Annotated in this window: 19 protein-coding genes, 2 tRNA genes and 1 pseudogene; 18 read left to right on the forward strand and 4 right to left on the reverse strand. The window is 61.4% G+C overall.

Annotation, left to right across the window (positions count from 1 at the left end; translation table 11 throughout):
* The first annotated feature begins 10 nt into the window (after positions 1 to 10).
* Entirely contained in the window at positions 11 to 913 is a 903-nt protein-coding gene (locus tag CI601_RS05320) for a hypothetical protein (protein WP_121914590.1), read from the forward strand.
* 127 nt (positions 914 to 1040) lie between these two features.
* Entirely contained in the window at positions 1041 to 2126 is a 1086-nt protein-coding gene (locus tag CI601_RS05325) for a glycerol dehydrogenase (RefSeq protein ID WP_045924214.1), read from the forward strand.
* Positions 2127 to 2218: 92 nt separating this feature from the next.
* On the opposite strand, the gene CI601_RS05330 is transcribed toward CI601_RS05325, so the two are convergent.
* From CI601_RS05330 to CI601_RS05340, 3 genes are all read right to left on the reverse strand, one after another.
* Positions 2219 to 3184 (reverse strand): PfkB family carbohydrate kinase, encoded by a 966-nt coding sequence (locus CI601_RS05330; RefSeq protein ID WP_121914591.1) that lies wholly within the window; start codon positions 3182 to 3184, stop codon positions 2219 to 2221.
* Positions 3177 to 4643 (reverse strand): cytosine permease, encoded by a 1467-nt coding sequence (locus CI601_RS05335; protein WP_121914592.1) that lies wholly within the window; start codon positions 4641 to 4643, stop codon positions 3177 to 3179. The genes CI601_RS05330 and CI601_RS05335 overlap by 8 nt, the downstream gene beginning before the upstream one ends.
* A gap of 126 nt (positions 4644 to 4769) precedes the next feature.
* A complete protein-coding gene (locus tag CI601_RS05340) occupies positions 4770 to 5765 on the reverse strand; it encodes an ADP-ribosylglycohydrolase family protein (RefSeq protein ID WP_121914593.1) in 996 nt (331 codons plus the stop codon).
* Between the two features lie 457 nt (positions 5766 to 6222).
* Here CI601_RS05340 and CI601_RS05345 point away from each other — a divergent pair.
* Positions 6223 to 7387, forward strand: a pseudogene (locus CI601_RS05345) (IS1249 family transposase).
* A gap of 126 nt (positions 7388 to 7513) precedes the next feature.
* On the opposite strand, the gene CI601_RS05350 reads toward CI601_RS05345, so the two are convergent.
* Positions 7514 to 7586, reverse strand: a tRNA-Ala gene (locus CI601_RS05350).
* Positions 7587 to 7799: 213 nt separating this feature from the next.
* Between CI601_RS05350 and CI601_RS05355 the strand changes: the two genes are divergently transcribed.
* The 15 genes from CI601_RS05355 to CI601_RS08555 all read left to right on the forward strand — a co-directional run bounded on the left by CI601_RS05355 (position 7800) and on the right by CI601_RS08555 (position 24082).
* Positions 7800 to 8825 carry a D-2-hydroxyacid dehydrogenase gene (locus CI601_RS05355; protein WP_232340666.1) on the forward strand — a complete coding sequence of 342 codons (1026 nt, stop codon included), beginning with the start codon at positions 7800 to 7802 and terminating at the stop codon, positions 8823 to 8825.
* A 5-nt stretch (positions 8826 to 8830) separates the two neighbouring features.
* On the forward strand, positions 8831 to 9646 hold the full coding sequence (locus CI601_RS05360) for a DUF1287 domain-containing protein (RefSeq protein WP_121914813.1): 816 nt from the start codon (positions 8831 to 8833) through the stop codon (positions 9644 to 9646).
* A 106-nt stretch (positions 9647 to 9752) separates the two neighbouring features.
* The gene (locus CI601_RS05365) at positions 9753 to 10703 is read left to right on the forward strand and encodes a magnesium transporter CorA family protein (RefSeq protein WP_121914594.1); all 951 of its coding nucleotides are present in this window, start codon (positions 9753 to 9755) and stop codon (positions 10701 to 10703) included.
* Between the two features lie 9 nt (positions 10704 to 10712).
* Positions 10713 to 11543 carry a glutamate ABC transporter substrate-binding protein gene (locus CI601_RS05370; protein WP_121914595.1) on the forward strand — a complete coding sequence of 277 codons (831 nt, stop codon included), beginning with the start codon at positions 10713 to 10715 and terminating at the stop codon, positions 11541 to 11543.
* A gap of 75 nt (positions 11544 to 11618) precedes the next feature.
* Complete coding sequence (gene leuS, locus CI601_RS05375; protein WP_121914596.1) at positions 11619 to 14588, forward strand: leucine--tRNA ligase; 2970 nt, start codon at positions 11619 to 11621, stop codon at positions 14586 to 14588.
* 100 nt (positions 14589 to 14688) lie between these two features.
* Entirely contained in the window at positions 14689 to 15354 is a 666-nt protein-coding gene (locus tag CI601_RS05380) for a helix-hairpin-helix domain-containing protein (protein WP_121914597.1), read from the forward strand.
* Between the two features lie 461 nt (positions 15355 to 15815).
* Positions 15816 to 17300, forward strand: coding sequence for a ComEC/Rec2 family competence protein (locus CI601_RS05385; protein ID WP_183129772.1), 1485 nt, complete (start codon positions 15816 to 15818; stop codon positions 17298 to 17300).
* A 28-nt stretch (positions 17301 to 17328) separates the two neighbouring features.
* Positions 17329 to 18306, forward strand: coding sequence for a DNA polymerase III subunit delta (holA, locus tag CI601_RS05390; protein WP_121914599.1), 978 nt, complete (start codon positions 17329 to 17331; stop codon positions 18304 to 18306).
* Positions 18303 to 18887: a tRNA (adenosine(37)-N6)-threonylcarbamoyltransferase complex ATPase subunit type 1 TsaE gene (gene tsaE, locus CI601_RS05395; protein ID WP_121914600.1), complete on the forward strand. Its 585-nt coding sequence runs from the start codon at positions 18303 to 18305 to the stop codon at positions 18885 to 18887. Before holA ends, tsaE begins: the two co-directional genes overlap by 4 nt.
* Entirely contained in the window at positions 18884 to 19672 is a 789-nt protein-coding gene (tsaB, locus tag CI601_RS05400; protein WP_121914601.1) for a tRNA (adenosine(37)-N6)-threonylcarbamoyltransferase complex dimerization subunit type 1 TsaB, read from the forward strand. Before tsaE ends, tsaB begins: the two co-directional genes overlap by 4 nt.
* Complete coding sequence (rimI, locus tag CI601_RS05405) at positions 19669 to 20181, forward strand: ribosomal protein S18-alanine N-acetyltransferase (RefSeq protein ID WP_121914602.1); 513 nt, start codon at positions 19669 to 19671, stop codon at positions 20179 to 20181. The genes tsaB and rimI overlap by 4 nt, the downstream gene beginning before the upstream one ends.
* The gene (gene tsaD, locus CI601_RS05410) at positions 20174 to 21217 is read left to right on the forward strand and encodes a tRNA (adenosine(37)-N6)-threonylcarbamoyltransferase complex transferase subunit TsaD (RefSeq protein ID WP_121914603.1); all 1044 of its coding nucleotides are present in this window, start codon (positions 20174 to 20176) and stop codon (positions 21215 to 21217) included. Before rimI ends, tsaD begins: the two co-directional genes overlap by 8 nt.
* 78 nt (positions 21218 to 21295) lie before the next feature.
* Positions 21296 to 21368, forward strand: a tRNA-Asn gene (locus tag CI601_RS05415).
* Between the two features lie 317 nt (positions 21369 to 21685).
* On the forward strand, positions 21686 to 23221 hold the full coding sequence (locus CI601_RS05420) for an alpha-N-arabinofuranosidase (protein WP_121914604.1): 1536 nt from the start codon (positions 21686 to 21688) through the stop codon (positions 23219 to 23221).
* Positions 23222 to 23716: 495 nt separating this feature from the next.
* Positions 23717 to 24082 carry a M23 family metallopeptidase gene (locus tag CI601_RS08555; protein ID WP_259465330.1) on the forward strand — a complete coding sequence of 122 codons (366 nt, stop codon included), beginning with the start codon at positions 23717 to 23719 and terminating at the stop codon, positions 24080 to 24082.
* Positions 24083 to 24110: the final 28 nt, after the last annotated feature.

Genomic DNA, 24110 nt, shown 5'->3' on the forward strand with positions numbered 1-24110 from the left:
AGGGGTCGGAGTGAAGCAGTTCTTTCATGACATTTCCTGGGCGCAGATCGTCGCCGGCGCTCTTGCAGCCATGACCTCCTTCTGGCTGGCCGCCAAGATCGGCGTGGCGGGATCCATCATCGGCGTAGCCATCGGTTCCATCGTCTCTGCTGTGGCCTCGCAGATCTACAAGAATGTCTTGGAAGCCTCTGGTCAGAAGCTGCAGGAGTCCGTGGTTGGCGGTGCCGACCAGGATGATGACGATTCAGCAGCGGATGGGCAGACCACGGTCATGCCGGCACAGGGGACAGGCACTTCGGACAATTCCAGCGGTGCTGCAGACGGGTCCACCCAGGTGATGGAGCCGGTTGATGGGTCCACCCAGGTTATGCCTCCTGTCGGTGATGAAAAATCGGCAGCCAAGACCGGAAGGACCGTTTCGTCCAGCAACGGCCCCCGGGCCCATGCGGCTCCCGTTGGGGCAAACAGCAAGAAGAAGCTGGATCAGCGACGCCGTAACGTCATCATTGTCTCTGTTGTCAGCGCTCTGGTGGCCGTGCTGTTGTCTGCTCTGGCCATCAACGCTCTGACCAAAGGCGAGGGCACCGACAAGGTGGTTCGTAACGTGGTCAGCCCCCCGACCAGCCAGGTAACCCCCAGCCAGGAGGAGGAGACCCCTTCCAAGCCTGCGCGGCGCACTGAGGAGCCTGAATATCAGTCGACCCCGAGTGCCCCGCAGAATCAACCATCAGGAACGAATCAGAATCAGGGCAACGAACAAGGATCCGGTCAGGGTCAGCAGCAGGGTGGAAACTCTACGAGCTCGCCTTCGCCCTCTGCCGACGCGACAGGCTCCACGCCCAGCCCCTCAAGTACGGCTCCCACACCCCAGTCGTCGCCGACAAGCACGACCAATTCCTCGCCTCGCAACTAACCTGTTGCTCGGCGCGGCATACCCATCCCACCATGTAATGTGACTAGGGTCACTTTCAGACGGGCCAAAAGGCCCGTCTGAAGGACCTGGTCCCGAAGGCGGGATCAGCGATGAGAAAGGTGTATGTATGCGCAAGGTTCTGTGCTCTCCCGGCTCCTATGTTCAGCAGGAGGGCGCCATGGGAAAGCTGGCTGGAGAATACGCGGCTCTGGGCACCAAGGGCGCCCATCTGATCGTCGACCCGGTCATCGACGGGCTCTACCACGACGACATTGTCGCCTCCTTTGAGCACGATGGGATCCCCTACGAACTGATGAAATTCGGCGGCGAGTGCTCCATGGAGGAAATCGACCGCCATCGTGCCCATTTGGGCGACAGCGACGCGGTGATCGGCATTGGCGGCGGCAAGACCTTGGATACCGCCAAGGCTGTGGCCCACTTCGCCCACCTGCCGGTCATGATTGTGCCCACGGCAGCCTCCTCGGATGCGCCCTGCTCAAGGCTGTCCGTGCTCTACACGCCCGAGGGCGTCTTTGACCGTTACCTGCCCCTGCCTGCCAACCCCAATGTGGTCCTGATGGATACCGACGTGATCGCCAAGGCACCGGTGCGCTTCCTGGTATCAGGACTGGGCGATGCCTTCGCCACCTACTATGAGGCAGCCGCCTGCGTGCAGTCGAACGCGGTGACCATGACCGGAGGCCACGCCACCATGGCTGCCTTCGCCCTGGCCCGTCTCTGCCGTGACACGCTGCTGGAGGACGGGGTCAAGGCCGTGGCCGCCGCCAAGGCCGGTGTGCGCACAGCCGCCCTGGAGAAGATCATCGAGGCCAACACCCTGCTGAGCGGCCTGGGCTTCGAGAGCTCCGGACTGGCTGCAGCCCACGCCATCCATGACGGGATGACCGCCCTGGAGGGCACCCACTCCATGCTGCACGGCGAGAAAGTGGCCTTCGGCACCCTGGCCCAGCTGGTCCTTGAGGACCGTCCTCTGGAGGAGACCCGCCGGGTCTACGACTTCTTCCGCAGCGTGGGTCTGCCCACCTCCCTGGAGCAGATCGGCATCGGCCAGGCCAGCGAGGAGGATCTGCTCAAGGTCGGCGAGCACGCCTGCGGCCCTGACGAGACCATGGGCAACATGCCATTCGAGGTGACCCCGACCGATGTGGCTCACGCCCTGCGCGCAGCCGATCAGCTGGGCAAGCAGCTCTGATACGCCATTCTCTGGTCCCTCGTTGAGAGGCCAAGCGGCCGTCGGCATGAAGTTGGCGGCCGCCTTTGTTTCCTCCGGTTTTGCTCCGGTCATCATTGCAGGGAGCTGGCGGCCTTTCGTATGGCTTCTTCACTTGGGCATGTGGCTGGACCCCGCTGGGTAGTGGAAAGTGCTCCTGCACAGTTGGCCAGCACCAGGGCCTCCTCAATGGGCAGACCTTGGAAGATGCCCGCGCAGAGGACACCCGAGTGTGCATCGCCTGCACCGTTGGTGTCTATGGCATGGACCTGCGGGGTGGGAATGTACTGGCTCTGCATTGCATCCTTGGGCTGGCAGTACCAGGCACCGCGGGCGCCGGCTCTGAGAACCACCGGACTGTCCAGTCTCAACGAAAGCGAGCGGCAGAGGGATTCCAACTCAGTAACGTCGCCAGTTTCGGGTTGGCACCCCAGACGTTTCGCCAGGATTGGTCCCTCGCGTTCGTTGAGGGACCAGATAGGATGCAGACCGTTGACCGCATCAAGAACATCCAATGCAATATCGGCCACCATGGGTCCCAGGTCGAAGAGCACCGGAAATCCTTCGCCCTGGTGTTTCTCGGCAAAACCGAGCAGGCTTCGGGTGTTGTCCTTGTGGCAGAAGGAATACCCGCTCAGGTAGATGACATCGCCGGGAACCAGGTTCATGCTTTCGTAGGTGCCCTCCGGCACCCGGGTCTCTGCGCCCCTCGCCGATACGAAGGTGCGTTCGCCCGAGGGTTCGATCATGGCTACCGAGTATCCGGTGTCACAGTCATCCAGCACAGGCCCTTGTGCGGGAACCTGCAGGGCAGCAAGGGCTCCACGGGCCATGTCCGCCATCGGACCTGTGCCGATCGCTCCCATGTAGGCTATGGGTGCCCCCATCCGCCTGGCTGCCTGGATCACGTTGTATCCGCCGCCGACCTTTATGGCGGTTCGCCTGGCGAAAATGTCCCCTCCGCGTTCCGGGAGGTGGTCGATGTTCATGCTCAGGTCAATCACCATCTGACCAAGATGAAGGATGCTGGGTTCAGTCATTACTGCTGCTCCTCACCGCCACGGAGTCCTTGGAGAGGAGGTGCAAAATGGCATAGAGGATTCCTCCCAGCAGGAGGGATACCAGCCATGCCAGGCCGTTCCTGCCCAGGAAGCTGCCGGCCAGCGGTCCTGAGAACCAGACCTCGTTCTTGGAGACCTGGGCTGTCACGAACAGGAAGCCGACGACTATCCCCACCAGCCAGCTGACGATGGCCGGGAGGTTGATGCCGTGCCAGTACCAGTATGGGGAGTCGGCTCGCAAATTCAGAAGGCCGTCCGAATCGTAGCGCTTGCGGAAGATCATATCTGACAGGAAGATGCCTGCCCAGGTGCTCAGCGGCACTGCCAAGAGGGAGATGAAGGTGACGAAGGGGCCGTAGAATCCGTCGGAGCCCAGCGTGAAGTACAGGGCTCCGCAGGTGGTCACCACCACATCGACGACGACCGCATAGACGCGGGGAATTCTGATGCCCAGGGTGATGGTGGTCAGGCCGGCCGAATATACGGACAGGTTGTTTGACATGAGCAACCCAGCGAAGGCGGCAATCAGATAGGGGATCGAAACCCAGGCGGGCAGGGCGCTTCGAACCGCGGCGACCGGATCAGCGGCGGAGGCAATGGTGGAGTTGCCTGCTGTCAGGACCGATCCCAGGCCGATAACCACGACCAGGGGGATGCCGGCGCCGGCTGCTGCAGTCAGGATCAGAGAGCCGGATTTTACCGAGGTCTTTTGGTAGCGGGCCATGTCTGCGCCGGAGTTGACCCAGCCGATGCCCGTCCCTGCGGCTATGGTGCCGACGCCGATAAGGAAGGCGCTGGCTGATCCGGGTGCATTGCCGATGAAGGAAGACCAGTCGACGGTCGTGGCCAGATAGATAGCCACCAGTAGAGTGAGGGCTCCGAATATCCAGGTGGCCCATTTCTGTACAGTGAGAATGAAGGCGTGGCCGGCGGCCGAGACCACCACGGTCAAGGCCACGAAGATGGCAATGCAGACGAAAGTCAGGAAGGGGGAGCGCTTGGCATCGGCTGAGGTGCCGAAGATGATGGCAATCAGGGAGAGCAGCGCAAAGGCGCCGGTCATCGTGTTCACCGTCTCCCAGCCCAGTCTGGACAGCAGAGCCACCAGTGTGGGGCCTGCATTGCCTCTGACGCCGAAAATAGCCCTGGATAGGGTCAGCGTGGGGGCGCCGCCTCTTCTGCCGGCTATGGAAATGATGCCGACCAGTGCGAAGGAGCCGAAGGCTCCGATGATCGTGGCGAGCACGGCCTGCCAGAGGTTGAGGCCCTGGGCAATCAGGGTAGCTCCCAGAGGGATTCCCAGGATCGAGATGTTGGCGGCGAACCAGACCCAGAAGAGCTGACCGGGCGACCCGTTCCTCTGATCCTCGGGCACGGGTTCGATGCCCCTTTGCTCAACTCTGGAGAGGATGGTGCCCTCTTTTGGTGCAGTTGACATGGATTGTCTCCTTTGACTCACGATGTACTGAATGTAATGATGGTTTGTCTGTTCGGGCCCTCGGCGTGCTTCGAATTCTACTTTTTTGTATCTCCGACAGTTCAGCCGTATTAGTTTTGCGCTTTGCTACCTTAGGGTAATCAGGCCACGGGCAGTTTTCTGCAGGTCAAGGTGAGATACCGAAGCCACCTGGGAGCAGAGTGCAGGGTCAAAGGCCTCGGGGCCGGTGCATGCGCCGGTCATTGCGCCGGTCATGGCAGCGATGGTGTCCGTATCGCCTCCCAGGTTGACTGCGACGAATAGAGCCGATTGGGGATCGTCGGCGAATCTCCAGGCCAGGGCAAAAGCGGCTGCCACAGACTCATTGGCCTCCACCGAAGTGCCGCAGTCTTCGATGAGGTGGCGTTCGAAGTCGTCCTCATCGCTGAATTCTTCGGACACTTGTATTGCCTGGCGGGCCCGAGCGGGAACCGATGCCTTGGGTGTCCAGGCTCCGGCGGTTTCCATGGCGGGTACCAGGCGCAAGGACTCATTCAGTGCCTGGCGAACGGTCATTCCTTCAAGTCCCAGACTGACTGTCGTAGCGATCAGCGCTGCGCCTTGAAAGCCTGCGACCGTGTCGTGGGTGACCTGGCAGGACTCGTAGATGCGATTGGCCAGCCGTCTGGTGTCTTCGGGCCTGTTGGCTATCCCTACCGGGGCGACTCGCATGGCCGCCCCATTGGTGGTGCCGGTCCTTCCTGTTGTCATGATGTCCGCGCCATGGCGAACCTGTTCCAGGGCCAGCTTGGTGGATGGCCCGAGCAGGTCGAGTGATCCGCGTGACTTCATGCCGTCCTCCCAGGCCAGAAGGCGCTTAGCGAACTCTTTGGGATCGATGTGTCCTCTGCCCTCGATGATCAGTTCTGCGACAATCAGTGCCTGCTCGGTGTCATCGGTCACAGATCCCGCAGGCATACCTGGAGCGATCGGCTGATCCGCAATAGCATCACGAAGGGTGTCAACCCTGCCGTAGGCCTCATGGATGGCTGCTGGACTCATGCTCTGCGTGGGCATGCCCAGCGCATCTCCCAAGGACAGCCCAGTAAGTGCGCCCAGTGCGCCCTTTTCAGTTCTGGTCATTGTTGTGCAAGCCTCCAGAGTCGTTGCGATGAGCCCATGAATCTGTTTGCAGATAGACTGCGACATTTTTAATCAGAATAATTGTAAGGCCCTTGGAGGTTTGTCGGCACAAAGGTTGTGGCAGGCATGATTCACAATGAAGAATGGGAGTCTGAGCGAGCTCTATCCTGTTAGGTGGGAGATAAAAACAATGCTGGTTAGTCGAGGTTAAAGATTTGATCGAGGTGTGGGTTCTATAGATTGCCGACAGTGATTGGCGAAGATTATCCCTTGATGCCGTAACGGAGTTTGTCGGGGTGTCCTAATCTTGGCTTCGGCATGGGTGGGCTATAGGAACTAAACGCGTTGTTTATGTTGGGGGTTTGGCCTTGTGGCTGTAAGCGTGTTGGGTGGTTGTTAATAGGTCGGGTTGTTAATAGGGGTCTTGCAGGGGTGCCCGTTCCTGTTCGATTGGGGAATGAGAACCAGATCGAAGAGGGCCAGGCATTGCCCCATATGCCATGGGCGGATGCGCAAGCATGGGCGCAACAGATCAGGCACGCAGCGCTGGATGTGTCCGTCCTGCTCGATCACGTCCACCGCGCGCAGGCAGGACCGGGCCCGCGCCGCGCAGTTGAGGGAGTTCCCGGACTGGCTGCTGACGGGCAGGACCCAGGAACAGATGGGGGCCATGGGCGCCAGGGCCTGGCGTAAACGGGTCGGCTGGTGCCGGAACATCAAGCCGGCAATCACACCGGACGGGGTGGTCCATCACACGCTCATGGCCGACGGCACGTATATGGCACACGGCTGGTGCCTCCTGATAGCGATCGACGGGCAGACGGGCCAGGTCATCGACCGGCAGTGGTGCCATCAGGAGAACACGGCGGCCTGCACGGCCCTGTCCTCCCGCATCCCCGGGCCCGACGTGCTCATCACCGACGGCCTTCGCGGCGTGCAGAAAGCCTGCCATGCCTGCTGGCCGGGCACGCGCATCCAACGCTGCCTGGTGCACGTGCAACGCAACACCAAAACCGACCTGACACTCAAACCACGACTTCAGGCCGGCAAGGAACTCAAGCGACTCTCCGACCAGCTCACCCGGGTCCATGCCATCGAGGAAGCGGTGCGTTGGGGTGAGGCCTTGAACGCCTGGCACGAAAGATGGAAAACCCTCATCGACGAACGCACCATGGCCAAGGACGACCCAGCCAACCCCAAAGCCAGCCACCAATCCTGGTGGTGGACCCACCAGGAACTCCGCCGCTGCTACCGCAGGCCCGAACACCTCTTCCAAGACAGGCAGCTCTTCGCCTTCCCGGAACCCGAACTCACCGCCGGCGGGCCAGTGGAACGCACCACCAACCGGCTGGAAGGAGGAGTCAACCCACCCATCAAACGCACCCTCCTGCAACACCACGGCCTACCCGAGAGCCACATGAGACGCGCCTGCGAATGGCACTGCTACATGAAAACCGACAACCCCCGACCCCGCCAGCCTGATCAGGGACGAACACCAGCAGCCACAACCAGCACCCAAACGGGAAACCAGACAGGAACAGGACGAGCCCGAACACTACGGCACCGCCATCAACTGGAACGAGTTCCACACACCAGTCAGATACCCCAACACCACACTCTGACCAACACACAACCAAACCCACACACAGAACCTAAAACAACGCGTTTAGTTCCTATAGGCCCCGATCTGGCGTTTGCAAGCCCAACGAATATAAAAAGATCCCGAGGTGACCTCGGGATCCTATCTGTGGAGCTAGGGGGATTCGAACCCCCGACCTTCTCCATGCCATGGAGACGCGCTACCAGCTGCGCCATAGCCCCGTGCTTGCCTTGCTTGGTGAAGCCTTGCTTATAGTACACCGGGATTGGCGAATGGAGCAACTCAGTGTGTTGCCCCGGAATTGCAGGGATTGTGAGCTATTTGATGGATTTTATCCTCGAATGGTCTTGAGGCATTCCTGAGCTTGCAAGTGCGCTAGCATGATGAACAAGGGGCGACCAAGGGGGTCGGCAGCAACGGAAAGGCGGCGGACCATGACCGGCAAAAACGATGCGGAAGTGCGGGTTGAAAAGCGGAACGAGAACCATCCTGGGGACCAGCTCATCATCAACTGCCTGCCCTTGGACCAGAGTGAACGACAGGAATTCCTCCAGGCGGCTCCAGGCGTTCGTCAGGAGTTCATTGTCGACACGGACATGCGGCAGAGCATGCATTGGCTCATCGATGTCCCTGAATCCCTCCGATCGGAGGCCACGATCATTTTGGGTAATCCGCCGGCCGAGCAGGTGGTTGCCTGCCGTAACCTGGTCTGGCTGCAGACCAGCAGCGCGGGTGTGGATGCCTACATGAAACCGGGGGTTCTGCCTCCGGGCGCCATGTTGACCAGTGCCTCAGGCGCTTACGGGCAGTCGGTCTCCGAGCACATGTTCGCCATGATGTGGGCTCTGATGAAGGACCTGCCGGCCTACCGGGACAATCAGCGTTTGGGCCGTTGGGAACCTCGCGGGGCCGTCCTTTCGCCGCATGGCTGCCAGGTCCTGGTTTTAGGCACAGGGGATATCGGAGCCTCCTTCGCTCGTCTGGCAAAGGCCGTAGGCGCTCGGACCATCGGCATCAGGCGCCATCCCGACCAGCCGGTGGAGGGGTTCGACCGTCTGGCTGGTTTTGATGATCTGGATGCCCTGCTGCCTGAGATGGGCGTAGTGGCTCTGGCCCTGCCTTCAACGCCGCAGACCCGGCACATCATCGATGACCATCGTCTTGCATTGATGAAGTCCACCGCCGTGCTGATCAACGCGGGCAGGGGAGATGCCGTGGACTGCATGGCTCTGGCCCAAGCCCTGGATAAGGACGGCATTTTCGGTGCAGGGCTGGATGTGACTGAACCGGAGCCCCTGCCTGAAGACCACCCGCTCTGGAGGCAACCACGCTGCCTGCTCACCCCGCATGTGGCCGGGGGAGCCTACCTGCCCTCCAACATGGACAAGGTTCGGGAAATCTGCCTGGATAACCTTCATCGGTTCATGGATGGCAGGCCCCTGCGCAACCGGATGAGGTGACCGCCATGCCGACAGAGCGAAACAACAGAGGCCGCAGCCATCGACGGACAACGGTTCTGCGGTGGGCGGCCGTCCTGTTGGCGCTTGCATTGATTGTGGCGGGCTCCTTGGCCCTGGCTGGCAGGCTGGTGGGCGTCGGGCCTGCTCGCCATTCAGACAATCAAAACTCCTCCGCAAACGGCCCCAGGACCGCTTCTCACGGCCCTCCTGGATATTCTCCAGAGCAGACCGCGGCCCATTCGCCTCTGACCTCGCCTGTAGACTACAACCATGACGGCGTGGATGACTACACGGCCATGGTGCGTGGAGCCCATCAGGAGGCCCGCCGCCATCCTCATTATGACAGCGGCTACTACCAGGGCGGCTATCCTCCCGATGACCGCGGCGCCTGCACCGACGAGATCTGGAGGGCCTTCCGGCAGGCCGGCTACGATCTGAAGACCATGGTCGATGCCGATATCGCCTCGTCTCCTGGGGCCTATGCCGGAGTGATCAACAGCCCGGATCCGAACATCGACTTCAGGCGGACCAACGTCCTCGGCGTATTCCTGTCCCGGCATGCCCAGCGTCTGACCAACGACACTGCGACCACCGACCAGTGGCAGCAGGGCGACATCGTCATCTTCGACACCTCCTGGCACATCGGCATGGCCTCCGATAGAAGGGACAGCCGTGGCATTCCCCTGCTTCTGCACAACATGGGCCAGCGCGACAGGGAGAACGACTACCTGGGCTCGCCGGGCCACCGTCCCATCACCGGGCATTTTCGCTTCGACGCCTCCAAGATCCAACCCGCCGTCCTGCGGCCATGGCGGGGATGACCGGGGACTACCCTGCGGAATTGAACACGGCGGTAACTGGTTGTCTGCTACTATCGGTTCGGCCAGAAACGTCGGCCAGGTTCGAGCACGAGAGGCGGTGATGGCGATGATGAGAGTATTCAGCACCATGAACGGGCAGATCGAGCAGATCGGCAAGGCTTCCAAGGGCTCATGGATATGCTTATCGGCGCCCACCGATGTAGAGCTGGCCAACGTCTCCCAGACCACCGGCATCGACCTTGCTGACCTGCGTGCCCCCTTGGACGATGAGGAGCGCTCGCGTGTGGATGTCGAGGATGAGTACACCATGGTCATCGTCGACATACCCCGGGCCGAGGAACGCGACGGGCGGGACTACTACGAGACCATTCCTCTGTCCATCATCGTCACCGAGGATCTGATCGTCACCGTCTGCATGCAGGACACCGTCCTGCTTCATCCCTTCATGGATGGCACCATCCGGGGGTTCAACACCTTCATGAAGTCCCGCTTCATCCTGCAGATCCTCTACCGGAACGCCACCCTCTACCTGCGCTACCTGCGCATCATCGACCGCGAGTCGGACCGGCTGGAGCTCAAGCTGCGCCACTCCATGCAGAACCGCGAAATTCTTATGCTGTTGGAGCTCAACAAGACCTTGGTCTACTTCGCCACCAGCCTCAAGTCCAACGAGATCGTCTTGGAGAAGCTGACCGGGCTGGAGCGGATCAAGCGCTACCCGGACGACGAGGACCTTCTGGGCGACGTGATCACTGAGAACAAGCAGGCTATCGAGATGGCCAACATCTACTCAAGCGTGCTTTCGAACATGACCGACGCCTTCGCCTCCATCGTCTCCAACAACGTCAACAATGTGATGAGGATCTTCACCATCATCTCCATCAGCCTGTCGGTGCCCACGCTGATCTTCTCCATGTATGGCATGAACTTCAACCAGGGCATGTTCGGCATGCCCTTCACCGACAAGCCCTGGGGCTTCGCGGTCGTGGTGATTCTTTCGGGTCTGGTGACCGCCTTGGTGACCTGGTTCCTGACGCGCTCGAGAATGTTCAAGTAAGGGCCGATCATGTTTGCACGCAGGATTGCGGCGGCTCTGCTGGCACTGGTTCTGGCGGTGCCCCTGAGCGGGTGCGGCCGTCAGGAGGATCGCTACCGGGCGGGTTCCATCGGGCCCAAGATCAGCGTGGGCATCTCCTTCGACCAGCCCGGGCTTGGATTCGCCCAGTCCGGCCAGTACCGGGGTCTGGATGTGGATGTGGCCCAGTACGTGGTCCACGAGCTGGGATACGCCGAGTCGCAGATCGTCTTCCGCCAGGTGAAGCCTGCAGACCGCGAGCGCATGCTCGAACAAGGCCAGGTGGACATGGTCGTGGCCGGCTACTCCATCACCCAGGATCGGCAGAAGCTGGTGGATTTCGCCGGACCCTACCTGGCTGCAGGGCAGGACCTGCTGGTTCGTCGAACCCAGAATGACATCGCCGGGGTGGAGGATCTGGCCCAGAAGCGGGTCTGCGTGGCAGCGGGGTCCACCTCCGGGGCCCTGGTGCGCTCGCTGGCACCCCAGGCCCAGATCCAGGAGCGGGAGGAGTTCCCCGAGTGCATCACGGCCCTGCTCAGCGGGGACACGGATGCCGCCAGCGGCGACGATTTTGCCTTGGCCGGCCTGGCTCATGTTCGCGGCGGCGGCCAGCTGCGTCTGGTCGGCAAGCCCTTCTCCAACGAACATTACGGCATCGGCGTCCCCCACGGGGATCCGGAGCTGGTGGGCGTCATCGACCAGGCCCTGAAGAGGATGATGCGGGACGGATCCTTCAAGGCCGCCCTGAGCCGGGCCTCCAGGTCCATCGGCTATTCCATTGATGCCGCCGCCCGCACGCTGCGGCCCGGCGATCGCTGAGCAAGGCTTCCGCCAGGATGACGGATGCTGGACACTGGCTCGGCCGTGTCCATGTGAATGGCGATAATTCACCATATGAATGCGAATGAAGACAGGGATCATCAGCAGACCCAGGAATCCGATCAGCCCAAGTTCCGCTACGATGCCGCCATGGCTCAGACCATCGAGGAGCACTGGCAGCAGCGCTGGGACAAGGAGGGCACCTTCTGGGCCGCCAACACCAAGGGCGACTTGACCGATGCCCAGGGCGATCATGCTGGGGGCCGCAGTCCCTACTTCGTCATCGACATGTTTCCCTATCCTTCGGGCAAGGGCCTGCATGTGGGCCACCCCCTGGGCTACATCGCCACCGACGTGGTCAGCCGCTACCACCGGATGAAGGGCGAGAACGTCCTGCACGCCATGGGCTACGATGCCTTCGGCCTGCCCGCCGAGCAGTATGCGGTCCAGACCGGCCAGCATCCCCGGGTCACCACCGAGCAGAACATCGCCAACATGCGCTGGCAGCTGCACCGGCTGGGGCTCAGCTTCGACGACCGCCGCTCCTTCGCCACCATCGATACCGACTATGTACGCTGGACCCAGTGGATCTTCTCGCGCATCTACGAGTCCTGGTACGACCCCGACTACCGTCGAGCCGACGGGGGGACGGGCTCGGCCAGGCCTATCAGCGAACTGGTCGAAGCCTTCAAGTCCGGCAGCAAGGCCATCCCCGGTCATCCCGACGCCTCCTGGGATGATTTGGACGATGCCGAGCGCTCCGAGGTGCTCAACGACTTCCGCCTGGCCTACATCTCGCGCTCGCCGGTCAACTGGTGCCCCGGACTGGGCACGGTCCTGGCCAACGAGGAGGTGACCGCTGAGGGCCGCTCCGAGCGCGGCAACTACCCGGTCTACCAGCGTGAACTCAAGCAGTGGTCCATGCGCATCACCGCCTACGGTCACCGGCTTCTGGAGGATCTGGACATTCTGGACTGGCCCGAAAAGGTCAAGCTCATGCAGCGCAACTGGATCGGGGAGTCGCACGGGGCCTCGGTGGACTTCACCGTGCCCAGCCCTGACGGCGATCAGACCATGGAGGTCTACACCACCCGTCCCGATACGCTTTTCGGTGCCACCTTTGCCGTGGTCTCTCCCGAGCACGACCTGCTGCAACACCTGCCTCAGGAGTGGCCTGGGGACGTGCCTGAACAGTGGAAGGGCGGTTATGCCAATCCTGAGGAAGGCGTGCAGGCCTATCGACGGGCCGCCGAGGCCAAGACCGCCAAGGATCGTGTGGACGAAGGCGGGGCCAAGACCGGCCTGTTTACCGGTCTGTATGCTCTCAACCCCATCACCGGGGCCAAGTTGCCTATTTTCACCGCCGACTACGTGCTGATGGACTACGGCACGGGCGCCATCATGGCTGTGCCAGGTGGCGATCAGCGTGATTACGATTTCGCTGTCAAGTATGGCCTGCCTGTCGTCTACACGGTCAGCCCGCTGGATGATTCCGGACAGACCCTGGACGACTATCGGGGCAAGGCACCTTTCGTCTCCCACGACGGTATTGTGGTCAACTCTTCGGTCCAGGCCACCCAGGCCGCTGGCGATCCGCTCAGCCTGGACGGTATGCGGGTTGACCAGGCCATCGAGAAAGTGACCGCATGGCTGGAGTCGGCCGGGGTGGGCCATGGAACGGTCTCCTACCGGCTGCGGGACTGGCTCTTCTCCCGTCAGCGCTACTGGGGCGAACCATTCCCCGTGGTCTATGACGACCAGGGCCTGCCCCACCTGCTGCCCGACGACCAGCTGCCGGTGGCCCTGCCTGACGTGCCCGACTACTCGCCCAAGACCTTCGACCCCGAGGATGCCCAATCCAGCCCCGAGGCACCGCTGAGCCGCAACCAGGACTGGGTGAACGTGACCCTGGATCTGGGCGACGGCCCCAAGGTCTACCACAGGGACACCAACACCATGCCCAACTGGGCCGGCTCCTGCTGGTACTACATGCGCTACATCGATCCCAAGGATGACCAGCACATGGTCGATCCGGAGGAATACGACTACTGGCTGGGGCCCAGGCACAACGCCACGGCCGGTGAGTCGGGCGGCGTCGACCTCTATGTGGGCGGCGTGGAGCACGCCGTGCTGCACCTGCCCTATGCCCGCTTCTGGCACAAGGTGCTCTACGATCTGGGTTATGTCTCGTCCAAGGAGCCCTTCCACAAGCTTTTCAACCAAGGGATGATCCAGGCCTACGCCTACACGGACCAACGCGGACAGTACGTGCCCGCCGGCGAGGTGGAGGAGCATGATGAGGGCGGCAAGGTCAGCTACACCTGGCAGGGGCAGCCGGTCAACCGCGAGTTCGGCAAGATGGGCAAGAGCCTTAAGAACATCATCACCCCTGACGACATGTATCGCACCTACGGGGCCGACACCTTCCGCCTCTACGAGATGAGCATGGGCCCCCTGGATGAGTCCAGGCCCTGGAACACGCGCAACGTGGTGGGCGGCATGCGCTTCCTGCAGCGGCTCTGGCGCAACGTGGTGAACGAGCATACCGGCGAGGTGGTCCTGGACGAGGGAGAGCCCGACCAGAAGACCCTGAAGCTGCTCAACACCACCATCCATGACGTGACGGTGGAGATGGAGGCCATGCGGCCCAACACGGCCATCGCCAGGATGATCGTGCTCAACAACCATCTGACCGGGCTGAATCCGACACCCAGGGCAGCCATCGAGCCCCTGGTGCTCATGCTCTCGCCCATCGCCCCCCACATCTGCGAGGAGCTCTGGAGCCGTCTGGGTCACAAGGAGTCCCTGGCGCATGCCCAGTGGCCGACCTGGGATGATCGCTATCTTGGCGAGGACACGGTCACCGCCGTGGTCCAGGTCAAGGGCAAGGTCCGTGGCAAGCTGCAGGTCAGCCCCGACATCGCGCCTGATCAACTCGAGGCCATGGCCCTGGCACTGCCCGCCGTTCAGGAGCGGCTGGGTGGCAAGGAACCGCGTAAGGTCATCGTCAAGGCACCCAAGATCGTTTCGGTCGTGCCGGCCTGATCCTGCACTGCCCGCAGCCAGGCTGTGGACAGGCGATGACCTTCGACCACATAGCCCCTCGCCCTCATATCGAGGGGCTTTTTCATGCCAGGCTGGGTCCATGAGCATCAACATCACCCAGCCGCCGGCGCCGCCCTTGCAAGCTCTGGCTCTGAATCAATCTGCCCGGTCAGAGGGGTCAGCCGAAGGCATGGCCGAATCCCAGACTCGGCGTAATCGGCCCGTCTGGTCGTTTACCCCGCTTCAGGCCTTGATAGCCATTCTTATGCTGGTGGTTGCCCTTGCTGTCAGCCTGACCCTGCTGGTCCAGCAGGAACGGGCGCTGGCTGCAGGAGTAGCAGTCGACGGATCAGGGGGCATGTCATCGACTCCGGCAAACGGCGATGCCAACAGTGCTGCACACCGAAGCAAGCATGTTTCAGGAAACGATCCCAGTCGGAACACCCATGGTGACGAAGGCAGCGGGCATACCGAATCGGCCTCGGATTCCGCTCACCATGGTGAAAGGGCGGGCAATCCCTCTGCTGCTCCGGCCACCAGCACCTCCGCAGGAACAGTAGATCAGACTGGACGAGTGAATCTCAATAGCGCCAGCCAAGAGGATCTGGAGAACGTCAAGGGAATCGGACCGGTCACGGCAGCAAAAATACTGGAGCATCGGCGTGCTCTCGGCGGTCGCTACGCCTCGGTCGATCAGCTTTTGGATGTTCCCGGCATCGGTGCCAAGACCCTGGCCCGATTACGCCCATATCTGGTGGCGCAATGATGGCCGGCCAGGCAGGAGATCGTCCTGCTGCTGATCGAGAAAACGGCAATCGCAATCTTCGTATGCTCCCCGCTGCCTGTCTGGCCTGGGCGATTGCCCTGCTGGTCCCGTGGCTTCTGGACCGCATCATGGGCGGATGCGTGGCCGGGTCAGCCAAAAGCGGCGGCTGGTCCAAGACGGCAGGGGAGTCCAGAGGTGGCATAGCTGGCGGGGGCACGGGCATGTCGGTCTGGTTGATGCCGCTTGTCTTGGCGCTTCCATTACTCATAGCTATGGTCCTGCTTGCCTTCAAACTCGTTTGCTTGGTCGCTGCAGAGAACTCCGATTCCAAGGGTCAGGTATTGCGTCACCCTTCTCGCTCATGCCCACAAAACCGCCTGCCCCAAGGTTGTGAGTCTCCTTGTATCCCCACCGTGCCGACCTTGGCGTCCACTTGGTTTGGTCCTCGGAAACTGCCGACCTTGGCTGTCTTGGCTGCGGTGGCTCTGACTGCAGCATTGGCCGCCGCAGTCGGTCATGAGTCAGCGCGCAGCGGGCCGGCAGCCCGGCAGATCCGTCAGGGAAAAGCGCTGGCCGAGATTCGTGGCCGGGCTGTGGGCCCTATGAGTGCATCCTCTCGGCGAGGCTGGGACTGTCAGGCGGAGATCAGGCTGCAATGGGTGACTGTGGCCGGGGTGCGCATGCCTTCCGATGAACGGATCATGCTCTTCGCTCGAAGCCGATCATGCCTGCTGCAACAGGGCGGGCAGTATCGTGCGCGGGGCCTGTTGGAGCCCCCTGCTTACGGCCGTCCTATTCCCTGGTTGGCTGTTGAAGACGGCACAAAACAGGTCGAGCCGCCAGACCCCTGTAGACGATTGATCGCCCGTATGCAAAGGGCCTTTCTCGAACAGACCGGCAGACTGGACGATCAGGGACGGATCCTGGTGCCGGGTTTGACCATGGGCATCCTGGGCAACCAGGCCCTGCCCGGATCGGATGGTTCCCTGGGTAGGCCGGCAGTGGAGCCCGCCTATGCGACCCGTCTGACCCAGGACTTCCGGGCATCGGGCATCCTGCACCTGATGGCGGTCTCTGGCGGGCACTTCATGATCCTGGCCTCGCTGTTGGTCAGGATCATGCGAGCCCTGCGCTCGCCGCCCTTGTTGATGGCCTTGGTTTTGTCTGCCGCCTATCTGGGTTTGGGCATGCTGATGGTTCCCGGGGATTCAGTCTTGCGAGCTCAGGCCATGGGGCTTCTTTCGGCATTGGCTCTGGCCGCCTGCCGGCCTGCCCAGTCATTGAATACGCTGTCCTGGTGCGTCCTGCTGGTCCTGATCCTGCGACCTTCCATGGCTGCCAGCTTCGGCTTCGCTCTCTCCTGTGGAGCCGTGCTGGGCATCGGGTTGGGTAACCGGCGGTTGTCGGCCCTCCTTGAGGATCATCTGCCGGCATTTCTGGCACGACCATTGGCCACGACCATGTGCGCCCAGGCCGGTACGCTGCCCGTGCAGGTGCTGATGAGTCCTGGGTTGCCTCTGCTGGCTCCACTGGCCAACCTGCTGGTCACCCCTGTGGTCGACGCTGCCACAGTGACCGGCCTGCTGGCATTGCTCACCTCCTGGCTCTGGCCACCAGTGGGTCTGTTGCTGGCCCGACTGACCTCCCTGGGTACCGGAGTCATGGCTTTTGCCGCCACCTGGCTGGGCGAAGCGGCTGCTCCGGCGGCCTGGCCACCGGGGCCGGTCGGCAGCGCCTGCCTGGTCGGTCTGGGTCTCATGGCCCTGATCGATCATCGGTTGATGCGATGCATCCGTGCTCGGGAGCGGGACCATTCATGGCCGGCTGTGACAGGGGCGAATTCGGGGGTTCCCTTCCGGCCGTCGGCCTGGTTGTCAGCCAAGGGCTGGCTGCGGCAGACCTATGGCCTTCTAGCCCAGCTGGTCTTCAAAAACGACCCAGGTTAATGTCCAGCGATGAAGGGAGATTTGAGTCATGACCAAAGCTCAGCAGGAGAACCCTTCCGTCCATCTGGTGGTCGGCGGCGATCCCTTCCTCAACGCTCAGCGTTTCAAAGAGCTGTGCGCGCAGGCATGCGCCGCCCATCCGGACAGCGAATACATAGAGCTGGACGCGGCGGACTGCGACGCGTACGCCTTTCAGGAGGCGGTCGGTCCCTCCCTGCTCAGTCAGACGTCTGTGGTTTGTCTGGATGATCTGCAGGCGGCTGATGAAGCCCTGAGCCAGGCCTTGATTGATTTCTGCCGTGAGAGCGCAGGGGACGAATCCAGCATCGTCATCGCACGTCATGACGGAGGCAACCGGGGCCGCAGGCTCTTGGACCAAATGGCGCGGGTCGGAGCGGTGACGGAGCGGATGCCGGATCTGAAGAAGTTCGACGACAAGGTCGACTTCGTCTACGGGCGTTTCAAAGCCCATCAGCGCCGCATCCAGCCACGGGCGGCCCAGCGCCTGGTTGATGTCCTGGGCGAGCGCACTCCGGAACTGGCTGCCATGTGCTCCCAGCTCTGCTTCGATTTTGACCAGGATCCCATGACTCTGGAGATCGTCAACCGTTATCTGACCGACAACCCGGCTGTATCCGGATTCGCGGTGGCGGACAGGGCCCTTGCTGGCAGGCCGGCTCAAGCCGTCGTCGCTCTGCGTACGGCTCTGGAGCAGGGCAACGAACCAGTCTCCCTGATTGGCGTACTGGCCCTGAAGTTGCGGACGCTAGCCAAGGAGGCGGCCATCGAGTCGGGATCCATTACCACAGCCGAGGCCAAGGCTGCCTACTGGCAGTTGCGGGAGGCCAAGAGACAGCTGCATGGATGGACCTCCTCCGGCCTGGCGGCCTGCATCGAGGCCTTGGCCCAGGCTGATGAGATCAGCAAGACCAGCAGTGGCGATGCCCGCTATGCTCTGGAACGGGCAGTGGAGCTGATCGCCGCCAAGGGAAGGACATTGGCATGAGCCAGCAGGATGGATTGGAACTGGCGGTGCCTACAGGCGAGGACATGCAACGCCTGGGCAGAAACCTGGCCTCGTGTCTGCAAGGCGGGGACGTGATCCTCCTGTCCGGGCCTCTGGGGGCGGGTAAGACCACACTGGCCCAGGGGCTGGGCGACGGACTTGGAGTGGACGGCCCTGTGGTCTCGCCCACGTTTACCATCGCCAGGGAGCTGCATGGCCACCTGTCCGACGGCTCGCCGGTTACCCTGATCCACGTGGATGCCTACCGGCTGGGCGGACAGGACTATCTGCCTGGCGAGGATGCCGTGGATCGGCTCCTGGACGAGCTGGAATCCCTTGGTCTGGATGAGGAATTGGAAGACCCTGGCCAAAGGACCATCGTTCTGATGGAATGGGGCGAGCAGATGGCCTCCGCCCTGGCCGATCAACGTCTGGAAGTGAGCATCGCCCGACCCGTGGATCCCCGGGAAGATCCTGAGGCGCCACCCAGCTCCCAGGGTCAGCGTATGGTACGTCTGCGTGGAGTGGGTCCGTCTTGGGCCAATAGAATGGATCAGCTGAGAAAGGCGATGACGGCATGAGCGGGACCGATACGCCCCTTTTGGTGATCGATACCTCCTATGGCTCGACTGTTGGGCTGCCGGGGCGGGAGCCGTGCATCGAGATCGACTCGCGCTCGCACGTAGAACGCCTCCAGGTCAATATCGCCAAGGTCATGGATCAGGCTGGGCTGTCTGCAGACGATCTGCGGACCATCGTGGTGGGACTGGGGCCTGCACCCTTCACCGGTCTGCGGGCAGGCATCGTCACCGCCAAAGCCCTGGCGTTTGCCACGGGTGCCCGTCTGCTGGGACAGGACATCCTGGAGCCGCAGGCCCGCTATGCCTACAGCCGGTTCAAGCGGCAGGGTCAGGACCATTCACGGCTTCTGGTCCTGGCTGTCAATGATGCACGACGGCGGCAGCTCTACTACCGTCTGTTTGACGACTTCGATGGCGCGGAGGCCCCGTCCCGGCCGCTGACCGACATGAGCATCGACTATCCAACGGTGATCTGTGAGAAGATCGCGGCCATCGTGGAAGAGCGGGAGTCTGTGGACCAGGGGCCAGTCACTCTGGTCATTAGCGGTCATGGAGCCGGCCGCTATGCCGACCAATGGGAGCGTCTGGATAAGCGTTCCGATATACGGGTGGTGCTGGATGAAGGATCCTTCCTGGCGGATCGGACACGGGGGACAGGCCTGATGGCTGCTTGCGCTAGCAGACGTGCCCAGCATGGGCTGATCGACCCGGTGGAGCCCCTTTATCTTCGTCGGCCGGACGTCTCCGTGCCCAATCCGCTTAAGCACGTGGCAATCCAATCATGATTCGTGGGGCGGTCTTTGAAGACCTGGACCGGCTGGTCGATCTGGAGTCACGCATTTTCGGTGACCAGGCCTGGAGCCGGCAGGAGCTGCGGTTCGAGTTGTCTGCGCCTTCACGCACCTATCTGGTCTGGGAAGACCAGGGTGCCATCCTGGGCTACGGAGGTTATTGGTCGGGTGAAAGGGATGCCGAGCTGATGACCCTCGGGGTCTTGCCGGAAGCCCGGCATCGGGGTATTGCAGGATCTCTGCTGGCCAGGATAATTACGGGAGCTGATCGCGAGGGTCTGCAACGCATGAATCTGAAGGTCCGCGTAGATAACCCTGCGGCCATTGACCTCTACAAGAACTTTGGCTTCTCACAGGCTGGTCTATGCAAGGGTTACTATCAGCCTGAAGACGTGGATGCCTGGGCTATGACCAGACCTTTGAGCTCGATTGGACCGGGACCGGTGGGTTTTGTCAGCAACAAGCCTTCGGAAGGACAGGAAAGGATCATTGACCATGAGTGAGCCACTGGTGCTTGGCATCGAATCCACCTGCGACGAGACCGCTGCCGCCCTGGTTCAGGGCAACCGGCTGCTGTCCAACGTGGTGGCATCCTCCATGAACGAGCACGCCCGCTATGGTGGTGTCATCCCCGAGATCGCCTCGCGGGCACATGCTGAGTCCTTTGTACCGGTCGTCTCCAAGGCCCTGAAGGATGCGGATATGGACCTGTCCCAGGTGGATGCCATAGCAGTCTCGGCTGGTCCTGGACTGGCTGGATGCCTGGCTGTAGGCGTTTCCGGTGCCAAGGCGCTGGCTTGGGCGGCGAAGAAGCCCTTGTATGGCATCAACCATGTCATAGGACATATCGCGGTCACCCAGCTCCAATTCGGATCCTTCCCCAAAAATGCCCTGGCCCTGATAGTCTCCGGCGGCCACACCTCATTGCTGCATGTGGATGATCTGGCGCGATCGGTCCAGGTGGTGGGCACCACCTTGGATGACGCGGCGGGGGAGTGCTTCGACAAGATTGCACGCTTGCTTGGCTTCCCCTATCCGGGCGGCCCCCACATCGACCGCCATGCCCGTCTGGGCGATCCTCACGCCATCGCCGTGCCCCAGGGATTGACCAAGGGCCGGGCCGGGGCCGAGCATCCTTATGACTTCAGCTTTTCGGGGGTCAAGACCGCCGTGGCTCGATGGGTCGAACGCAGACAGCAGGCCGGGCTCGACATTCCCGTGGACGATGTCTGTGCCTCCCTGGCTGATTCCGTGGCCACCGTCCTGTCCCGCAAGGCCATGGCCGCATGCCACAGGTTCGACACGGATACTCTGATTGTCGGCGGCGGGTTCTCGGCCAACTCGCAGCTGCGTGGCAAGCTTCAGGAATTCGGCGAGCAGGAGGGCATCAAGGTCCGCATTCCCAAGATCAACCTGTGCACGGACAATGGCGCCATGGTGGCCATGTTGGGCGTCAATCTGGTCCAGGCCGGACTGTCCCCTTCCGCTCCTGACTTCTCCATCGATTCGGCCATGCCCATGGACAGAATTCTCATGTAATCGACACGCCAAGTTGTCGGATACGAGGGTCCTGACTATAGTATGGTAATTGTGTTCAGCGAGAGTTGAACGGGACATTCCCGCATAGCTCAGTTGGCAGAGCGTTCGACTGTTAATCGAAATGTCGCTGGTTCAAGCCCAGCTGCGGGAGCTCTCAACCGCCGGTTCTCCGGCGGTTTTTTTTTTTTACTTTTATTCTGTGATCAATCCAAGGAATGCAAGCCCCATTGCCCTAGGTGCTCTAGGTTGCTGTATGCACAAATGTCAGAATGATCATTTGATCGAATTGCTTTTCAAGATGAATGATTAGGTAGCCTTTCGTTTAACACCAGGCGGTCCATTTCGAGATTGTGCGAAGCTGTAGCCGAGTGCTTTGCAGAATACACAACGTTGTACCATTCAGATGATCCATGGTTCCAATATGGATGAGAAGCATGGACGACAAAGTCAGAACGAGGGAGTCAGACAGTGACGCAAGGGCAGCAAACTCACAGGAGCAGGGCACAGTTCAGGGTGGATGAGGAGCAGGAGTCCACACCCATCGACGATCGACTCTTCGGATCTTTCGTGGAGCACCTGGGCCGGGGCATCTATTCGGGCATCTATGAGCCGGGTCATCCGACAGCAGACGAGCAGGGTTTTCGCGGTGACGTCATGAATTTGGTCAAGGAATTGGGCGTGACCACCATCCGATATCCGGGCGGCAACTTCGTCTCAGGCTATCGTTGGGAAGATGGCGTGGGTCCGCGCGAAAGCCGTCCTCGTCGCCTCGACCTGGCCTGGCACTCTAGTGAAAGCAACGAGTTCGGCCTGCATGAGATGAGCGACTGGCTGGACAGACTGGGTGGCAACGAGCTCATGGAAGCCGTCAACCTAGGCACCAGGGGCATGCAGGAGGCCTTGGATCTGCTCGAATACTGCAATGTGCCATCGGGTACTGAGCTGTCGGAACGGCGGCGTGCCAATGGCCATGATCGCCCCTTCGGCATCAAAATGTGGTGCCTGGGCAACGAAATGGACGGCGACTGGCAGATCGGCCACAAGAGTGCACCGGAATACGCCGATCTGGCCAACCGGACGGCTGTGGCCATGCGGATGATCGATCCGGAACTGGATTTGGTTGTATGTGGATCTTCTTCGCACACCATGCCCACTTTCGGTCTCTGGGAGCGTACCGTCCTGGAGCGCTGCTTCGAAAATGTGAACTTCCTTTCATGCCATGCCTATTACGCGCCCAAGGATGGAGACATGGCCAGCTTTCTGGCTTCCGGCGTGGACATGGACAGTTTCATTACCGATGTGGCGGCCATCATCGCCGCCTCGCGTGCCCGGCTGGGCAGTGATCATCAGGTTTTCATCTCCTTCGATGAGTGGAATGTCTGGTACCAGGATGCTCAGGCCAGCAAATCGCCGGAAGGCATCGGCAATTGGCCGCTTGGCGCGCCGCTTTTGGAGGATGTCTATTCGGTGGCAGATGCCGTGGTGGTGGGTGACCTGCTGATCACATTGCTCAGGCATGCTGACGTCGTTCATGCGGCCAGCCTGGCGCAGCTGGTCAACGTCATTGCCCCCATCATGACCGAGCCCGGCGGCCCGGCCTGGAGGCAGACCATTTTCTATCCCTTCGCCCTGACTGCCCGTTATGCGCGGGGTGCCCGTGTACTCAAGAGCCTGCAAAGCTGCGACACCTATGAGACCTCCCGCTATGGCCAGGTGCCCATGACTGATTCTGTGGCCGTCAGAGGTGCCGACGGTTCCCTAAGCATATTTGCGGTCAACCGTAGTCTTGAGCGTTCCGTTGATTGTAGAATCGCGCTGCCTGAACAGGATCGACATCGGAAGGCGACGGTCAACACCCTGCACGAGGATGACCCATCGGCTCGCAACACCCTTGAACATCAGGAGCGGGTCGTCATGCACGCCAGGCAAGACTTCAGGATGGATGAGGACGCCATAAGCCTTCAACTGCCTCCCATCTCCTGGACGGTCATTCATCTAGCTTAAGGGTCAATGAAGTCATCTTGGATAAAAACACCTTTCCAGGATTCTCAAGTATGGTTTCTCTGCGGTCAATCTGGGTGTGGACGATTACATATTCGACCACATGCCTCTTTCCGGTTCACATGGCTTTGGTATCCAATCCATCATGATGGTGGGCGCCCAATCGGGTACCCAAGATGACGGAATGAAGGTGCGACTATGGCCTGTGCGCGTGACCATAAGAACAAGGGCATTGGGCGAGTTACCAGCCGGATGCCCATCATGCCTTCCGGCTGTCGGCCCCCTTGGTTTCCCAGGACGCTGCTGGTGTTGACGCTGGCATTGGTCCTGTCGACCGCGGGGCCTACGGCAACCGTCGCGTCTCAGCCTGCGCCGACCCTGCCTTCGGCTGCAGCTCCGGCGCAGAACGGTCGAGTTACCTCATCGACCTCAGCCTGTCGCCGGGGCTGGCTGTGGCCCCTTGAACCTTTGCCTGGTGATAAGGCCGTCCCAGAGATTATGCGTCCCTTTGATCCTTCGGATCATCCATGGCTGAGCGGTCATCGCGGGATCGATCTGGCAGTGCAACAAGGCAGGCACATCCGGGCCCCGGCAGATGGTGTCATCACTTTTGTCGGTTCTGTAGCAGGCAAGGACGTGGTCTCCATTCGTCACGGCAAACTGACCTCCACCTATGAGCCAGCGAAGAGCTCATTGCCGGCAGGAACTCGGCTGCAGGCCGGCACAGTCTGGGGAGAAGTAGAGGGGGTCTCTGACCACTGTGATCAAGATTGTCTGCATTGGGGGCTGAAAGATGGTCACAATCACTATCTGGATCCGGGCGCTAAAGTCGGACGGCACCGCATTCGTCTCAAGCCTCTATAGGAGTGCGCGGTCCGCTTGCGAGACTCGC

Origin of the sequence: Bifidobacterium sp. wkB344, from assembly GCF_003688305.1 — a bacterium.
GTDB lineage: Bacteria > Actinomycetota > Actinomycetes > Actinomycetales > Bifidobacteriaceae > Bombiscardovia > Bombiscardovia mizhiensis.

What these genes read in the sequence shown, in the direction of transcription:
- holA (WP_121914599.1), top strand. Translation starts at nt 17,329, where the DNA reads ATGACCAAAGCTCAGCAGGAGAACCCTTCCGTCCATCTGGTGGTCGGC.
- CI601_RS05360 (WP_121914813.1), top strand. Translation starts at nt 8,831, where the DNA reads ATGCCGACAGAGCGAAACAACAGAGGCCGCAGCCATCGACGGACAACG.
- CI601_RS05365 (WP_121914594.1), top strand. Translation starts at nt 9,753, where the DNA reads ATGATGAGAGTATTCAGCACCATGAACGGGCAGATCGAGCAGATCGGC.
- tsaB (WP_121914601.1), top strand. Translation starts at nt 18,884, where the DNA reads ATGAGCGGGACCGATACGCCCCTTTTGGTGATCGATACCTCCTATGGC.
- CI601_RS05355 (WP_232340666.1), top strand. Translation starts at nt 7,800, where the DNA reads ATGACCGGCAAAAACGATGCGGAAGTGCGGGTTGAAAAGCGGAACGAG.
- tsaE (WP_121914600.1), top strand. Translation starts at nt 18,303, where the DNA reads ATGAGCCAGCAGGATGGATTGGAACTGGCGGTGCCTACAGGCGAGGAC.
- CI601_RS05325 (WP_045924214.1), top strand. Translation starts at nt 1,041, where the DNA reads ATGCGCAAGGTTCTGTGCTCTCCCGGCTCCTATGTTCAGCAGGAGGGC.
- CI601_RS05370 (WP_121914595.1), top strand. Translation starts at nt 10,713, where the DNA reads ATGTTTGCACGCAGGATTGCGGCGGCTCTGCTGGCACTGGTTCTGGCG.
- tsaD (WP_121914603.1), top strand. Translation starts at nt 20,174, where the DNA reads ATGAGTGAGCCACTGGTGCTTGGCATCGAATCCACCTGCGACGAGACC.
- leuS (WP_121914596.1), top strand. Translation starts at nt 11,619, where the DNA reads ATGAATGCGAATGAAGACAGGGATCATCAGCAGACCCAGGAATCCGAT.
- CI601_RS05330 (WP_121914591.1), bottom strand. Translation starts at nt 3,184, where the DNA reads ATGACTGAACCCAGCATCCTTCATCTTGGTCAGATGGTGATTGACCTG.
- CI601_RS08555 (WP_259465330.1), top strand. Translation starts at nt 23,717, where the DNA reads ATGCGTCCCTTTGATCCTTCGGATCATCCATGGCTGAGCGGTCATCGC.
- CI601_RS05335 (WP_121914592.1), bottom strand. Translation starts at nt 4,643, where the DNA reads ATGTCAACTGCACCAAAAGAGGGCACCATCCTCTCCAGAGTTGAGCAA.
- CI601_RS05380 (WP_121914597.1), top strand. Translation starts at nt 14,689, where the DNA reads ATGAGCATCAACATCACCCAGCCGCCGGCGCCGCCCTTGCAAGCTCTG.
- CI601_RS05340 (WP_121914593.1), bottom strand. Translation starts at nt 5,765, where the DNA reads ATGACCAGAACTGAAAAGGGCGCACTGGGCGCACTTACTGGGCTGTCC.
- rimI (WP_121914602.1), top strand. Translation starts at nt 19,669, where the DNA reads ATGATTCGTGGGGCGGTCTTTGAAGACCTGGACCGGCTGGTCGATCTG.